17 protein-coding genes are annotated in these 13,336 nt (G+C 66.7%); 10 read left to right on the forward strand and 7 right to left on the reverse strand.

Annotated elements, in window-relative coordinates:
• Positions 1-134: 134 nt before the first annotated feature.
• Entirely contained in the window at positions 135-1,280 is a 1,146-nt protein-coding gene (locus tag ACWDVW_RS02705) for an MrcB family domain-containing protein (RefSeq protein WP_449943920.1), read from the forward strand.
• Positions 1,281-1,498: 218 nt separating this feature from the next.
• Here the strand turns inward: ACWDVW_RS02705 and ACWDVW_RS02710 are convergent, their stop codons facing one another.
• Positions 1,499-2,074 carry a hypothetical protein gene (locus tag ACWDVW_RS02710; protein WP_449943923.1) on the reverse strand — a complete coding sequence of 192 codons (576 nt, stop codon included), beginning with the start codon at positions 2,072-2,074 and terminating at the stop codon, positions 1,499-1,501.
• A 115-nt stretch (positions 2,075-2,189) separates the two neighbouring features.
• On the opposite strand from ACWDVW_RS02710, the gene ACWDVW_RS02715 reads away from it, so the two are divergent.
• Together ACWDVW_RS02715 and ACWDVW_RS02720 are read left to right on the forward strand one after the other, a co-directional pair.
• Entirely contained in the window at positions 2,190-3,056 is an 867-nt protein-coding gene (locus tag ACWDVW_RS02715; protein WP_449943926.1) for a GntR family transcriptional regulator, read from the forward strand.
• A complete protein-coding gene (locus ACWDVW_RS02720; protein ID WP_449943929.1) occupies positions 3,053-3,736 on the forward strand; it encodes an HAD family hydrolase in 684 nt (227 codons plus the stop codon). The genes ACWDVW_RS02715 and ACWDVW_RS02720 overlap by 4 nt, the downstream gene beginning before the upstream one ends.
• Positions 3,737-4,533: 797 nt before the next feature.
• Here ACWDVW_RS02720 and ACWDVW_RS02725 read toward each other — a convergent pair.
• From ACWDVW_RS02725 to ACWDVW_RS02740, 4 genes are all read right to left on the reverse strand, one after another.
• The gene (locus ACWDVW_RS02725; protein WP_449943932.1) at positions 4,534-5,574 is read right to left on the reverse strand and encodes a hypothetical protein; all 1,041 of its coding nucleotides are present in this window, start codon (positions 5,572-5,574) and stop codon (positions 4,534-4,536) included.
• A 274-nt stretch (positions 5,575-5,848) separates the two neighbouring features.
• A complete protein-coding gene (locus ACWDVW_RS02730; protein WP_449943935.1) occupies positions 5,849-6,157 on the reverse strand; it encodes a hypothetical protein in 309 nt (102 codons plus the stop codon).
• A 191-nt stretch (positions 6,158-6,348) separates the two neighbouring features.
• Positions 6,349-6,588, reverse strand: coding sequence for a PIN domain-containing protein (locus tag ACWDVW_RS02735; protein WP_449944191.1), 240 nt, complete (start codon positions 6,586-6,588; stop codon positions 6,349-6,351).
• Positions 6,589-6,749: 161 nt separating this feature from the next.
• Entirely contained in the window at positions 6,750-6,947 is a 198-nt protein-coding gene (locus tag ACWDVW_RS02740; RefSeq protein WP_449943938.1) for a hypothetical protein, read from the reverse strand.
• 267 nt (positions 6,948-7,214) lie between these two features.
• Between ACWDVW_RS02740 and ACWDVW_RS02745 the strand changes: the two genes are divergently transcribed.
• The 4 genes from ACWDVW_RS02745 to ACWDVW_RS02760 are packed head-to-tail and all read left to right on the forward strand — an operon-like array spanning position 7,215 to position 9,350.
• Positions 7,215-7,532, forward strand: a complete 318-nt coding sequence (locus tag ACWDVW_RS02745; RefSeq protein WP_449943941.1) for an antibiotic biosynthesis monooxygenase family protein — start codon at positions 7,215-7,217, stop codon at positions 7,530-7,532.
• A 41-nt stretch (positions 7,533-7,573) separates the two neighbouring features.
• The gene (locus tag ACWDVW_RS02750; RefSeq protein WP_449943944.1) at positions 7,574-7,804 is read left to right on the forward strand and encodes a hypothetical protein; all 231 of its coding nucleotides are present in this window, start codon (positions 7,574-7,576) and stop codon (positions 7,802-7,804) included.
• A 45-nt stretch (positions 7,805-7,849) separates the two neighbouring features.
• Positions 7,850-8,413: a dienelactone hydrolase family protein gene (locus ACWDVW_RS02755; RefSeq protein WP_350697654.1), complete on the forward strand. Its 564-nt coding sequence runs from the start codon at positions 7,850-7,852 to the stop codon at positions 8,411-8,413.
• 58 nt (positions 8,414-8,471) lie between these two features.
• On the forward strand, positions 8,472-9,350 hold the full coding sequence (locus ACWDVW_RS02760; protein WP_449943947.1) for an LLM class flavin-dependent oxidoreductase: 879 nt from the start codon (positions 8,472-8,474) through the stop codon (positions 9,348-9,350).
• A 6-nt stretch (positions 9,351-9,356) separates the two neighbouring features.
• Here ACWDVW_RS02760 and ACWDVW_RS02765 read toward each other — a convergent pair whose 3' ends face one another.
• Entirely contained in the window at positions 9,357-9,776 is a 420-nt protein-coding gene (locus ACWDVW_RS02765) for an ASCH domain-containing protein (protein ID WP_449943950.1), read from the reverse strand.
• Positions 9,777-9,881: 105 nt separating this feature from the next.
• On the opposite strand from ACWDVW_RS02765, the gene ACWDVW_RS02770 reads away from it, so the two are divergent.
• The gene (locus ACWDVW_RS02770; protein ID WP_117228054.1) at positions 9,882-10,397 is read left to right on the forward strand and encodes an alpha/beta hydrolase; all 516 of its coding nucleotides are present in this window, start codon (positions 9,882-9,884) and stop codon (positions 10,395-10,397) included.
• A gap of 177 nt (positions 10,398-10,574) precedes the next feature.
• On the opposite strand, the gene ACWDVW_RS02775 is transcribed toward ACWDVW_RS02770, so the two are convergent.
• A complete protein-coding gene (locus ACWDVW_RS02775) occupies positions 10,575-11,120 on the reverse strand; it encodes a phosphoribosyltransferase (RefSeq protein WP_449943952.1) in 546 nt (181 codons plus the stop codon).
• A gap of 278 nt (positions 11,121-11,398) precedes the next feature.
• Here ACWDVW_RS02775 and ACWDVW_RS02780 point away from each other — a divergent pair, with 278 nt between their 5' ends.
• Together ACWDVW_RS02780 and ACWDVW_RS02785 are read left to right on the forward strand one after the other, a co-directional pair.
• Entirely contained in the window at positions 11,399-12,046 is a 648-nt protein-coding gene (locus tag ACWDVW_RS02780; protein WP_449943954.1) for a septal ring lytic transglycosylase RlpA family protein, read from the forward strand.
• 98 nt (positions 12,047-12,144) lie between these two features.
• Positions 12,145-13,272 (forward strand): PP2C family protein-serine/threonine phosphatase, encoded by a 1,128-nt coding sequence (locus tag ACWDVW_RS02785; RefSeq protein ID WP_396744011.1) that lies wholly within the window; start codon positions 12,145-12,147, stop codon positions 13,270-13,272.
• Positions 13,273-13,336 lie beyond the last annotated feature (64 nt).

The following is a 13,336-nucleotide window of genomic DNA, read 5'->3' on the forward strand; positions in this document are numbered from 1 at the left end:
GTAGGCGGTTGTCGGCAGTGCGCTACTCCTGCCCTGCCTAGACCTAGCAGGGGACCTGATGCAGCCATACGTGCCCAGGTGGCGCACGGGCGGCTGAGCCGTATTGTCGTAAGCCCTCCCTAAAATCCGTTGTTATGGATCTGGGGGAAGCGCTCCGCGGTGTTCAGTTGAAGGCCTACGTTCACTCGCAGGGGAGGGACCAGCCTGCGCAGCAGCACCTACAGGCGGTCCGGCGTGAGTTGCCAGCACTGGTGCCTTTGGGCATGAAGGTGCTGGCCAGCGGCGCCGGTCAGAGCTTGCCCGTGGTGCCGTGGATCGCGGTTCTCGACAGCAATGTGACCACGACGGCGCAGGAGGGGCTCTACGTCGTCTATCTGTACCGGCAGGATCTCTCGCGGGTCTACTTGAGCATGAACCAGGGTGCAACGCAGCATCAGCGGATCGCCGGAGAGGCGGGTCTAACCGGCGTCGCGCAGGATCGGGCAGCTCTCGCTGAGCTACGGGCGGAGACGGCTCTGCTGCGCAAGTACCTCAGCGATGAGGCGTTGGCCGGTCTGACGAAGGTTATCGAGCTTGGGGCGCCGCGGAATCGCTTCCTGCCATGCGGCTACGAAGAGGGCAACGTTGCCGCGATCGAGTATGACCCGGCGCGACTGCCGGACGAGGACACGTTGCAAGCTGACCTCGGTCGCTTCCTGGCGCTGTACGCGATGTGCGTCGAGATCAAGAGCGAGATTCGGGCGACCGACCCGGGCCTCAAGACGACGGCTGGCTCGGACAAGGCCAAGCCCAAGTTCAAGCCCAAGCCGCCGGCGTTCCGTCCCAAGACGCCCGCGGAGTACCGCGCGCAGATGAAGGCGTATGTCCAGGATCGCAAGCCACGCCATGAGGCGCTGCTAAACGACTTCGCCAAGCAAGCCAAGGCCGCTGGCCTCGTACCGGCAAACAACGCTCACCCCTGCGACCTCACCGTCACTGGCCAGAGCGACCACTGGCTAGTAGAGGTGAAGACGGTAGGCGCGAACGCGGAGCATGCAGTCCGAGACGCGATCGGGCAACTCTTCTCCTACCGGCACTTCTGCTACCGCGAGAACGGACGCACCGACCCGTCCCTGGTGGCGCTGTTCTCCGAGCCCGTGGGTGATGCACTGATAGATCTCATCGTGTCGTTGGGTATCGAAGCCGTCTGGCGGCGGGGCGCCGAGTGGTTCGGCCGTGCTCCTGTCGGCGCCCGTAGTCTCCTGGCTGCCGCTAGGCCCTTGAAGGCTCACACTGCCTAGTACGCGGTCCCTCCTCTGAGGCTGGTCGGGCCATTAGCGGGCCATTACCCCTGGCCGGTCTAGGTCACTCCAGGCCACGTGAAGGGTTGCCGAGTTGGCAGCAACGCCGGTTGTCGACGGATCTTGTACGGTTCCCAAGCTGACAGTGCGGGTTCGATTCCCGTCACCCGCTCCAGCGTGAAGCCCAGGTCAGGATGCGCTCCCGACCTGGGCTTCATTCATGCCGGCCGCTTTTCGGGCGTGTTGTGCCCACTGCGTGTCAGGGCGCAGAGCAGTCGATAGGCGAGGTCGACGGCGCGTTGCTCCCGTCTGCGTGAGCCCCAGATTCGGTTGATGGTGGCCAGTTCGGCGCGGATGTCGGCCGAGGCGTCGCGGCGGATCTTCGCGCAGTAGGAGGTGTTCGCCGCCCGTGTCTCGTCGTTGATGCGGCGGACCTCCGTCCGGCCGAGGCGACGGATACCGGTCACCGCGAGTTCCCTGATCTGGCTGATCGACAGCGCGTTGACGTCCGTTGGGATTCCGGCGGCGTGGATGGCGACAGCGAGTTGACCGTTCGACAGGCGGCCCAGGCGGGCTGCTGTCAACGATGAAGGGATGGCCGGTGCCGCGATATGGGCGGGAGCGCGGGTGACCTGCGCCAGGGTGCGTCTGGTGGCGACTCGGTCGATAGGCTGGATTGGCATCGTGTTCCTTTCGCTAGGGCGATGCGTCTGGCCTCGGCGGGCCGCAATCCCGTCGGGGCCTTCGCTTTGCGCGTCCGAAGTCCTCGTAAGGGCGGTCGCGCGTCGATCCATAGGTGAAGCTGGGCAAGCATTGAGGGCCGAGTCGACCGTAGATTTGCTTGACTAGCCAAGTCAAGGCTCTGCGGTAAACTTTCCTTGCCTGGCTAGCCAGCGTTAGGGTGTTGTGGTGAGCGAGAGCCCTGACTTCCTCGGTCAGCTTGATCCCGACGACCCGAAACAGGCGTCCCAGCAGATCGCCAACAAGCTGCGGGCTGCCATCCTCACGCGTCGACTTGCGCCGGGCGACAAGCTGCCGTCGCAACCCGAACTGGCCACCCGCTACGGCGTGGCCCGAGAGACGGTCAAGCGAGCCTTGGACCTGCTCCGGGCCGAGCGGCTGATCGTGTCCCGTCAGGGCAGCGGTGTGTTCGTCCGAGCGCAGACGCAGCGGGCCGTCGAACTACGCCCGCACGTCGAAGCCGCGTTCGAGCGGCCCCACGTCACCATCGACTTCGCCGGATTCTCCGGCGAGACGCTGCGCGACGCGCTCGCCGAGACCCTCGACAAGGTGCGCGTCGGTCGACTCGCGCCCGAGACCATCGCCGTGCGCGTCCTGATCTCCGACATGACCGCACCGATGGCACTGCCCACGCGGGTCGAGACACAGACCGACGACCCAGCGGTACGCGAACGCGCCGAGCGCATCACCCGCCGAGCAGTAGACGCGATCATCGATCAGGTGACCGAGCTGGGCGACCTCGGCCTGATCCGGTCGGCCACCGTCGAGGTGCGGCTACACCGGGCATCCCCGCAGTTCAAGCTCTACATCCTCAACAACGAAGAAGTCTTCTACGGCTTCTATCCCGTCACCGAGCGCTCCGTCTCGATCAAAGGCGAGTCGATGTCCATCTACGACCTGATGGGCAAGGACGTGCCCCTGTTCCACTACGCCGTAACCGACGACGACACCTCCCACGGCACGCAGTTCGTGGAAGCCTCCCGCCAATGGTTCGACTCGGTGTGGTCGACGATCGCCTACCGGTGCGACGCATGAACGCCGACCTCGGCCGACTACTCGGCAATGTCGACGCACTGCTGCTCGACTTCGATGGTCCGGTGTGCAGCATCTTCGCCGGATACCCCGCACCGCAGGTTGCCGCCGAGCTGGTTGACGTACTGCGGCGGCTCGGGGTCGACGTGCCGCCGGACCTCGCCAGCGAGCCGGACCCGCTTGAAGTGCTCCGCCGCACCGGCGCGGCCGGCGACCAGGCCGTCACCCAGGCAGTAGAAGACGCACTCTGTGCGGCCGAACGTCGCGCCGTAGAAGCTGCCGAACCCACGCCGTACGCTCGTGAGGTTGTCGTGGGGGCGAGGCAGGCTGGGATGCCAGTGGCAGCAGTCAGCAACAACTCAGCCAGCGCGATCGCCACCTACCTGACACTGCACCGACTCAACAAACATCTATCGCCGGTAATTGGTCGAGCCTACGCTCGGCCGGAACGTATGAAGCCTAATCCAGAACCAATCCTTCAAGCCGTGCGTGCTATCAATGGTAAGCCGCGTCGGTGCGTTCTTGTCGGCGACTCGCTTTCCGACATAGACGGCGCACGAGCGGCTGGAGTGCGAGTGATCGGCTATGCGAATCGTATGGCCAAAGTCGAGGCATTCCAGGCCGCCGGTGCAGACGCATTGATCACGAGTATGGGCGAAATAGCCGGATTTCTGATAGACTAGTCAACATTTGTTCAGGAATTCCCCGCAGCGTCGCGAGGGCGTGGGCGCTGGCGAACGTTTGTATTTACTAGGTGTTCGGAGTGTAGACAAACTTCAGGCGTCCCTTCCGCTATAAAGGCATACTTCCAGACCTGTCCGGATCGCAAAAGCTCCGGACCGAATCCCACCTTTTTGTACTCGTTCCCGTACTCGTAGTGAAGCATTGGCACGCTAGTTGGGGACGGAAGCTCAACAACCCGCTTTTCACCTGTGCAAATCTTAAAGAATATCGGGCGGCCCTCATCGAAAGCGGCAGTTTCCAAATCAATTTTTCCGACATTTGCGAGGTGTAGAATCCCGAGATGCGGATCCGAGACGGGATCACCGTCGATTTTCACCTCTACATGCTGTGCCCACTCCCTATGTCTTCCGCCCAATATCTGCGTTACTTCAAGCCACCACTCGATGTCCCGTCGCGGAGGGCGCATCGACCTTCTTCCATAGAAGACCGATGCGCCGATCCCAAATACGGCTAGCGCCGTGCCTATCAAGATCCATAAGTCGGGCATCGAATAATGCATTGGGGCAATCTACGTTACATCGTGCTGTTTCGGTGGAAGGGTGTCATGTTCCTGATAGAAAATCGCAGGATCGTGGGTCTGGGCGTCGCGGTGGGCGTTTCAAGCAGCGAGAGCGGATGTGGTGATCACGAGCGTGGGCCTTGTTGCTGAGGCGTCAATCGAGCGAGTAGGGAACTAGTGGGCAACAGCCCTACCTGGTCGAACCGCCGGAAGCTCATACCTTACGAATTAGTCGAGTTACCTAAAAAAGAGTATTCCGGTTAGTTGGATCAACAGAATTATCGCGGCCCCAAGCGCCATGCCCCGAAGAAATAGCTGCTTACGGCTGATCTTAACTTCAGGAGTCGACTCGGCTTGCTGGTGTTGGAGCGAGCGCAGCTCTTCTGCCGTGATAGTCGGGACAAAGTGGGCCGCAGCCGGAGGGGAGGGGGCCTCCTCGCGCTGATAAGGCACCACTCGACTGGCGTCGCTTGCGAGAGCACTCGCCGTGTTAGACAGCCTTGCAGTGGCTTGCTCGACTTGCTGTGCCGCCGTCTGCACTCTCTCCGCCTCCAGCCCTACTCGGACGGCTACCTCCTCCAAATTTCCCATTGCCGTAAGGTCGGGCATTGCGGAAATTGCATTCGAAAATTTGATCAGCATGCTGCCGTGATCAGCTAGTGAGGCTATCGCGTCGGCGGATTCAGCCAAGATTGGAGTGTGGTCTTGCAGGAATGAGAGCATTCCTGCTGAATGCTCTAGCGAGGCTAACGCATCAGGATCCACGATTGGTCGACGGTACGGCTCGTCGACGACCGTCTTCAGCATTTCTCTTACTTCCTGGCTTATTCCATGAACCTGCTCGATCGCTTCGAGGATTTCGTGGCGGGATCCTGCGGCCACTTTTCCTAAAAGTTCAATGAGTCGGTCCTCGGTTAGGGTCGCGAGACCTGCGATCCGCGAACCGAGATACTCTTCTCTCCGCTTCTTCCATTCTTCTAGCGTTTCGATTGGATACTTCTTCTCATTATTCTTGCTGTCGACCATTGTGTGATGCTTCTTGCAGAGAAGCAGTAAGTTCGAGAATGACTTGCGTTCCTCCGGCTTCATATGCGCTACCCAGCGAGGGCCGTTGGGGCGGGCAGCGCGGATGTGAGCGATGAATACCGTGACTTCCGGATCGCCGCCAGCTTCAAATCGAACGACCGGATTCTTGCAGGTAGGTGCGTAACAGAAGCCTCTGCTGAGAACAAATAGCATTTTCTCGACGCCCGACGTGTAGCTGTGCTCGGCACTCATATTCGCCGCCTACGTGTAGCTGACCGCGAGGCAGCAGGAGCTGCCTCCGTCGCCCACGATAGGTCACGCCTCCGACACGTAACGTGGTTCGCGTCGGACCGCCCGGCTCCCACGCATGCTGGCAGTGAGTAGTCCGTGTCGTGTAGGTGTCGTCAAGCGCGCAGGGCCTTGCGTATCACCAGGTCAGCGACATGGGGATCGTGGTCTTGAAAGCCTGCACCGGTGCGATGGCCGGAGTGTTGAACGACCTGGCCGGCGGCTGAGATGAAGCTGCCTAGTTCACCATGCGCATCGGCTGGCCGCTCAAGATGCTGTAGCCGAGAACAACCAAGATCATCAGACCAACCGCAGCGAAAGCTACGCCAATCGCGCGTTCCAGCAGGATGAAGCGCGCAAGACGCTGCTCGTGCGGGACGTCTGAGAGCCAGCGCCACGGCGGAACTCGCCGTAGCGCGCTAGCGGTGCACATCGACCGCCGTACGTGCCACTCCGTCACGCCGCGAAAGTTGGTGGCCAGGGCAACGCCTACGAGGCTCATAGCCAGGCTCGTGGCGACGCCCGCCAGGACACGCCATGTCTCCATCTGGCCTCCTTCCAGCGTCACCGGATCTTAGGTGGCTTGCGCGTAGGAGGTGCCCCCTCCTCTCACGCTGGTCGGGCCATTACGCCTGGCCGATCCAGATCACTCCAGGCCGCCCGAAGGGTTGTCGAGCTGGCACCACCTTCGATCATCAGCGGATCTTCTTTGGCCACGTCGGGCCGGGAGCGGTGGAGCTACGAGACGTCGAACAGGCGTAGGCCGTCGTACTCGGCGAAGTCGGCGTAGTCCTTGCTGTTGAAGGTCGCCAGCGGCAGCCGGTCGACCAGGCAGCAGGCCGCGATCCAGGAGTCATTCGTCGGGCGGGGACGCCCTCGATGCTGCGCCCGCGCCTGGAGATGCCCCCAGGTCGTCGCCACCGACTCATCGAAGGGCAGCATCACCACGCCGGATCGCCACTGTGCAAGGTCGGCCAGTGCGTGGCCCCCAGCACCGCAGCGCGGTCCACTTGGTCAGCTCCCCGAGCGTGACAAACGTGAGATGCACAGGGTCTTGCCCGCTAACCGGGCACGAAGCCGGTCATGCAGTCGACCCCGCAGGATCGCCGACGCCATGTCGGTGTCCAGGACGACCGGGCTCACGCCGCGCTGGCCCGCCGAGAGGCATACAGGTCGGCCAGGAACTCGTCCAACTCGTCGTCGGACTCGAACAGTTCCGGCCGAGCCAGGTCATCGACGGAGGCGACCGGTCGCACACCCTGCCGACGGGCCAACTCCTCCACCGGCACATGCTCAGCGGTCGGCCACTCGGGCATCCGCTCCGCATTGCTCGACATCACGACTCACCTCCTCCGCCACACACCGCCACTCATTGTCGCACGGTCAGCGCCGACACCACCCTCACTCACGCGGAGGGCCAGCGACACGGCAAGGCGGCCCGCAAGCGGGCCGGGCCGTCCGGCATGTCCGGGTGTAAGAACTGGGAGACAGAACCAGCGTGAGCATTTCATCGTGGTGAAGGTTGTCGCTCCGAGCTGTTGATCTGAAGTCGGGTTGAGGTTCTAGCCTCGGTCTGACCGATTCCCGGCACGAAGGAGGGCGGCATGACCGTCGTCTACCGAGTGGACAAGTTCGACGTCCCGGAACCTGCACGCGCGGAGTTCTGGCGACACGTACGGCGAACTCACGCGATCCTGCGGGATCAACCGGGATTCCTCGACGATGCCCTGCTGGAACAGCACTCCGGCCCGGGTCGCTTCAACGCCGTCACCATCGTGCGGTGGTCGTCTGCGGACGATCTGCCCTCGGCGCGTGCTGCCGTGCAGGCGGCGCATCGCGCGGAGGGGTTCGAGCCGGCTGCCTTCTTCACGGCGGCCGGCATCGAAGCGGACCTGGCGAACTATGTGGAGACCGAGGCCTGATGCGCGACGCCGGGCCGGGAGAGCAGTGACGATCATGGGATGTGGCGGACTTCTACGCTGCCGTCCATGAGCAGTTCCGTCCGCTCTTCGTGGCGCGGAACGCCGCTCTCGACGCGGACGACGACGAGGCCATGATGCGGATCGACGACGAGATCGGGGCTGCCCTCACCCTGGCCCGCCCGAATGGCAGCCGGGTCGCCGAGTTCCTGTTGAGCGTCGAGGACGACGAGGCCGGATTCCGCTGGTTGGACGAGCCTGTCACGGACGAGTAGACGTACCTCCCGGCTCATGTCGGACGGCGGTCGTACGGTGGGCGCATGGTCGAGATTCTGCTGTTCCACCATGCGCAGGGGCAGACGCCGGGGTTCCTGGCGCTGGCCGACCGGTGGCGGGCTGCCGGGCACACCGTGCACACCCCTGACCTGTACGACGGTGCCACCTTCGGCACGGTCGACGAGGGGGTCGCGCACGCCGAGTCGATCGGGTTCGGGGAGATCATTCGGCGCGGGACGGCGGCGGCCGAGGGGTTGCCCGAACGGATCGTCTACGCGGGCTGCTCGCTCGGGAACCTGCCGGCGCAGTCGCTCGCCCAGACCCGGCCGGGTGCCCTGGGCGCGCTGCTGCTCTACGGCGTGGTGCCGCCGGAGAACTTCGGCCCGTGGCCGGACGGTACGCCGGTGCAGATGCACGCGATGGCCGACGACGAGTGGGCCGAGGTGCCGGCGATGCGGGCGATGGCGGACGAGATCGACGGCGCGGAGCTGTATCTCTACCCCGGTGCCGGGCACCTCTTCGCCGATGCGGGCAGCGTCGACTACGACGAGTCCGCCGCCGAGCTGCTGATCGGTCGCACGCTGGACTTCCTCGACCGGCTGGGCTGAGCCCTCAGGCAGGCCGGCTCGGCTGAGGCCGCAGGCCGGTCGCCGTACTCTGGCGATCATGAGATTCGGCATCGTGATCCTGCCCGACCAGCGGTGGTCGGTCGCCCGCCACCGGTGGCAGCAGGCGGAGGAGTGGGGCTTCGACCACGCCTGGACGTACGACCACCTGGGTTGGCGGGATCTGGTGGACGGCCCGTGGTTCGACTCGATGGGTACGCTGACCGCCGCCGCGACGGTGACCTCGCGGATCCGGCTCGGCACGCTCGTCGCGTCCCCGAACTTCCGGCATCCGGCGGCCTTCGCCCGGCAGGTGACCTCGCTCGACGACGTGTCCGACGGGCGGGTGCTGCTCGGGCTCGGGGCGGGTGGCATCGGCTTCGACTCGGCGGTGCTCGGTGGCGAGACGCTGCCGCCGCGACAGCGGGTGGAGCGGTTCGCCGAGTTCACCGAGCTGCTCGACACGATCCTGGTCACCGACGGTACGACCTGGCGGGGCGAGTGGTTCGCGGCGGTGGACGCGCGGAACAACCCGGGCTGCGTACAGACGCCTCGGGTGCCGTTCGTGATGGCCGCCAACGGTCCCCGGTCGATGCGGCTGGTCAGCCGGTTCGGGCAGGGCTGGGTGACCACCGGACCGGACGTCGACGACGTGAGCGAGTGGTGGGACGGCGTGGCCGAGCTGGTGGCCCGGATGGATGCCCGACTCGCCGCCGACGGGCGTGACCCGGCCAGCCTGGGCCGCTACCTCTCGCTGGACTCGGCACCGGTCTTCTCGCTGAGCAGCGCGCAGTTCTTCGCCGACCAGGTGGGCCGCGCGGCGGAGCTGGGCTTCACCGACGTGATCACGCATTGGCCCCGAGAGAGTAGTTGGTACGCGGGCGACGAGGCGGTGCTTGTCGACGTGGCCACCCGGCTGCTGCCCGAGCTGCGCGGCTGAGGCGTCCTACGTCCCGTACGCGCCCTCGTCGCCTCGGCTGGCCAGCCGGAAGCGTACGCAGACGATCTCGGTGTCGTCGGTGACCGGCGTGCCGAGCCGGGCCCAGTAGGCGGCGTGCCCGGCCCGCCACTCCTCGATCGAGCGGTCGCCCTCCCCCTCGGAGCGGGCGAAGTCCCAGCTCACCTCGGCGAAGCGGGTCACCTCGACACCGGTCACCTGGACCACGGCCACCAGGGAGTCCTGGTCGTCGACCACGACCAGGCGTTCGCCGACATGCTCCAGGTCTTCGCGCTCCTCGGCGTACTCGGTGAGCAAGCCGGCGGTGGCGGTCTTCACCCCGCCCAGGACCAGGGTGTTGAGCCTCGCGCGAAGCTCGCCGGGCGTGCCGAGGGCGAGGGTGCGTAGTCCGCCGACGCGTGGCCACATGACGCGAGGTTACCGGCCGGGGCGTCGGGTTCCGGTGGGTTCTCGACGGGTGGAGAGTCCGCGTGGGAGCGTTACGGTCGATGCCCGACGAACGAGGAGATGTCGATGGCGGACCGACGCGCGGTGCTCATTCCCGGACGCGGCTACGACACCCGGTATCCGCTCTTCCTCTATCTGGGCGAGGCGCTGCGTCGGCTCGGTTTCGGGCTGCACGGCATCGCCTGGCAGGTGCCGGAGGACTTCGACCCGAACACCATCGGCCGGTGGGTCTGCGACGAGGTCGCGCCGACGCTGACCGAGCGCACCGACCTGCTGGTCGGCAAGTCGCTCGGCTCGCTGGCCGCGCCGCTGGCCGTCGAGCGGCGGCTGCCCGCCGTCTGGCTGACGCCGCTGCTGCACCGGGGCGAGGTGGTCGACGCGCTGCGCCGGTCGACCGCGCCGTTCCTGCTGGTCGGGGGTACGGCCGACTCGTCCTGGGACGGTGGGATCGCCCGTCGGTTGACCCCGCACGTACTGGAGATCACGGCCGCCGACCACGCGCTGATGGTGCCGGGGCCGTTGGCCCGGTCCGCCGAGGTGCTCGGCAAGGTCTGCACGGTGGTGGAGGACTTCGTCCGCTGACCCTCCCGGGCCGGTGGTGGGTGCCGGCTTCCGGCGGCGGCTGGTGCTCGGCGATGGCGGCTGTTCGGCGGCTGGTGCCGTCTTACAGCGGCGGGTTCCCGGCGGCGGCGCGGCGGGGTTCGGTTGTTAGCAGGGGACCCCTGCTATGCACGAGGCGTTAATAAGGTGCCCTTCCTTTCACAAGTCGGCGCTCGTGAGCAAGCCGCTTATGCGGAGTTCGGCGCTCAGCGCCGGTGCGCAGTCGACCACCACGGCGGAGGTGCCGAGTGCCTCGGCACCCCGGGCGGCGCAGATGTCATAGAGCGCGCGGACCTGGGCGGCGGTCGCCACCCAGTCGTCCACGACCAGCACCCGGTCGCCGGGGCCGAGGTGCCGGTCCCGGACGGCCAGGTCGACCTGCCGGCCCCGGAAGTCAGGTGGGCTCTGCGCCCAGGTGAGCGGCCCGGCGGGCAGTCGGCCGTCGCCGGGCTTGTGTGCCGCCACGAACCCGACGCCGAGGGCGGTGGCGGCCAGCGGGCCGAGCAGGAAGCCGGTGACGGCCGGGGAGACGACCACGGTGGGCCGGGCGGCCCGGAACGGCGCGACGAGCGCGGGACCGAGAGCGGCGAGTACGTCGGGATCGCGCCACCAGCCGGAGACGTCGCTGACCAGGTGGCTCGCCCCGGGACCGGGGTCGATCCAGCGGAACAGCTCGACCAGACGGGCTCTCAACTCGGCGGACATTCCCTCATCCTGCGGCACGCCATTCCTGCGCAGGCAGCGAGAGCCCGTGGCGGTGCCGGTGGCAGCCCATCGCGGGCGGGCCGACGACAGCTCCACTGGTTGCGCGGGGCCAGCGGCAGCTCACGGCTGCGGGGGCCGGCTGGCCCACCTCGGATCGGATGATCGGCTTCACGTATCGCCGCAATTACGGTCATACCATCATGATCACGTTGACGTCGGATGTGCTTCTCTCGTTATGGTCCGACCCGATTTGATCTGACAAGGAAAGGACCGGGCCGGTGACTGGTAGGCACTCCCGTACCCGCAGGATCACCTCGCCGGCCGGGTTGACGGCCACGGCGGTGCTCGCCGTCGCGCTCGCCGTCGGCGGGACGGTCGGTGCGGTGCGCCTGGCCGGTGACTCGGAGCCGGCCCGCCCGACCGCGATCGACCTGCCGACCATCCCGGACGCCACCGACCCGGCGACCGGCTCGCCGAGCGCGTCGCCGAGCGCCAGCCCGAGCCCGAGCGCCAGCGCCTCACCGAGCGCCACGGTGAGCCCGACGCCGGTCCGGACCACGCAGGCACCGTCGCGGAGCAAGACGCGTACGGCCAGCCCGACGCCGAAGCCGACGGCCACGAAGACGACCTCCCGTCCGGTGGTGGACACCGGCTCGTGCGGCGCCTCGTTCTACTGGCAGGGCCAGATGACCGCCAACGGCGAGACGTTCAACCCGGAGGCGATGACCGCCGCGCACAAGACCCTGCCGTTCGACACCCGGGTCCGCGTGACCAACCCCGCCAACGGCAAGTCGATCACCGTACGCATCAACGACCGTGGACCGTTCATCGAGGGGCGCTGCCTGGACCTGTCCCGGGCCGCGTTCGGCGAGATCGCCTCGCACGACCTCGGTCACATCCAGGTGCGCTACGAGGTGCTGGGCTGAGCACGTCCGGGCGGCGATCGGTGCGCGGGATGATCCTCGCGGCCAGATCATTCTCGTCCGACGGGTCAGGTTCATTTTTTCGTTCACGTCCATCGGGCATGCTGTCGGGTGTACGTACGCAACTCCTCCAGCCGGGCCGTGGCCGGCTGAGTCCCGGATCCCGCGCCGGTCTCGGCGCGGCCCTTGTCCTGCTCGCGCTCGTCTCCGCCGTGGAGTTGGCCGACGGCCGGTCGGCGAACTACATCGCGCTGATGGTGGCCGCTCCGTTCCTGGCCGCCGCGCTGGCGTCCTGGCGGATCGTGCTCGGTGTCGGTGCCGCCGCCTCCGTGCTCGGCGCCTCGTTCGCGTTGGCCGAGGAGAACGTCTCGCTCTCCACCGCCGTCGCGGTGGCGGGCATCGCGCTGGGCACCGGGATCGCGGCGGCGGTGGCGGCGGTACGTCAACGACAGGCCGAGCAGATCGCCGAGTTGTCCAAGCTCGCCGCGGTGGCCCAGCAGGCGGTGCTACGTCCGCTCGGTCCCCGGGTGGGCACGCTCGCGGTGGCCGGACGGTACATCTCCTCCACGGCCAAGGCGGAGATCGGCGGCGACCTCTACGAGGCGATCGACACCCCGTACGGCGTACGCATGATCATCGGTGACGTACGCGGCAAGGGCCTGGAGGCGGTCCGGCTGGCCAGCATCGTGCTGGGCTCCTACCGGCACGTGGCGTACGAGCGGTCGGACCTGCGCGGGGTGGTCGCGGACCTGGACCGGGCGGTGGCCCGCAGCGTGGGCGACGAGGATTTCGTCACCGCCGCGCTGGTCGAGGAGCGGGGCGGCACGCTCACCATCGTCAACTGTGGACACCCAGCACCGCTGCTGCTGCGCCGGGGTGCGGTGATCCCGCTCGAACCGCCCGCGCCGGCACCGCCGCTGGGCTTCATGCCGGTGGTCCGGCCTCGGGTGGAACGGTTGGAGCCGGGTGACCGCCTGCTGCTGTTCACCGACGGGCTCGGCGAGGCCCGCCGGGACGGGGAGTTCTTCCCGACCGCCGACCGGGCCTGGCGGCTGCTCGGGCACGGCACGGTCGGCGACGGTCTGGCCTCGCTGGAGACCGCCCTGGTGGAGTGGGTGCACGGCCGGCTGGACGACGACATCGCGCTGGTTCTGATGGAGTACACGGGCTCGCCGGGTGGGGCGACTGCGGCGGTGCCGAGCTGGGAGGTCGGGGCGGCCGAGGGCTGACCCGAGCTGACCCGGAGATCGGTCGATGGCGGCTGACCGGAACCTGAACGGTAAGTGTGTAATC

It is taken from the genome of Micromonospora sp. NPDC003241 (assembly GCF_053589795.1).

Coding starts and splice junctions, on each gene's coding strand:
- ACWDVW_RS02730 (WP_449943935.1), bottom strand. CDS start 6,157: ATGGAGACATGGCGTGTCCTGGCGGGCGTCGCCACGAGCCTGGCTATG.
- ACWDVW_RS02770 (WP_117228054.1), top strand. CDS start 9,882: ATGGCGGACCGACGCGCGGTGCTCATTCCCGGACGCGGCTACGACACC.
- ACWDVW_RS02720 (WP_449943929.1), top strand. CDS start 3,053: ATGAACGCCGACCTCGGCCGACTACTCGGCAATGTCGACGCACTGCTG.
- ACWDVW_RS02705 (WP_449943920.1), top strand. CDS start 135: ATGGATCTGGGGGAAGCGCTCCGCGGTGTTCAGTTGAAGGCCTACGTT.
- ACWDVW_RS02775 (WP_449943952.1), bottom strand. CDS start 11,120: ATGTCCGCCGAGTTGAGAGCCCGTCTGGTCGAGCTGTTCCGCTGGATC.
- ACWDVW_RS02725 (WP_449943932.1), bottom strand. CDS start 5,574: ATGAGTGCCGAGCACAGCTACACGTCGGGCGTCGAGAAAATGCTATTT.
- ACWDVW_RS02765 (WP_449943950.1), bottom strand. CDS start 9,776: ATGTGGCCACGCGTCGGCGGACTACGCACCCTCGCCCTCGGCACGCCC.
- ACWDVW_RS02760 (WP_449943947.1), top strand. CDS start 8,472: ATGAGATTCGGCATCGTGATCCTGCCCGACCAGCGGTGGTCGGTCGCC.
- ACWDVW_RS02740 (WP_449943938.1), bottom strand. CDS start 6,947: ATGTCGAGCAATGCGGAGCGGATGCCCGAGTGGCCGACCGCTGAGCAT.
- ACWDVW_RS02745 (WP_449943941.1), top strand. CDS start 7,215: ATGACCGTCGTCTACCGAGTGGACAAGTTCGACGTCCCGGAACCTGCA.
- ACWDVW_RS02755 (WP_350697654.1), top strand. CDS start 7,850: ATGGTCGAGATTCTGCTGTTCCACCATGCGCAGGGGCAGACGCCGGGG.
- ACWDVW_RS02710 (WP_449943923.1), bottom strand. CDS start 2,074: ATGGATCGACGCGCGACCGCCCTTACGAGGACTTCGGACGCGCAAAGC.
- ACWDVW_RS02785 (WP_396744011.1), top strand. CDS start 12,145: ATGCTGTCGGGTGTACGTACGCAACTCCTCCAGCCGGGCCGTGGCCGG.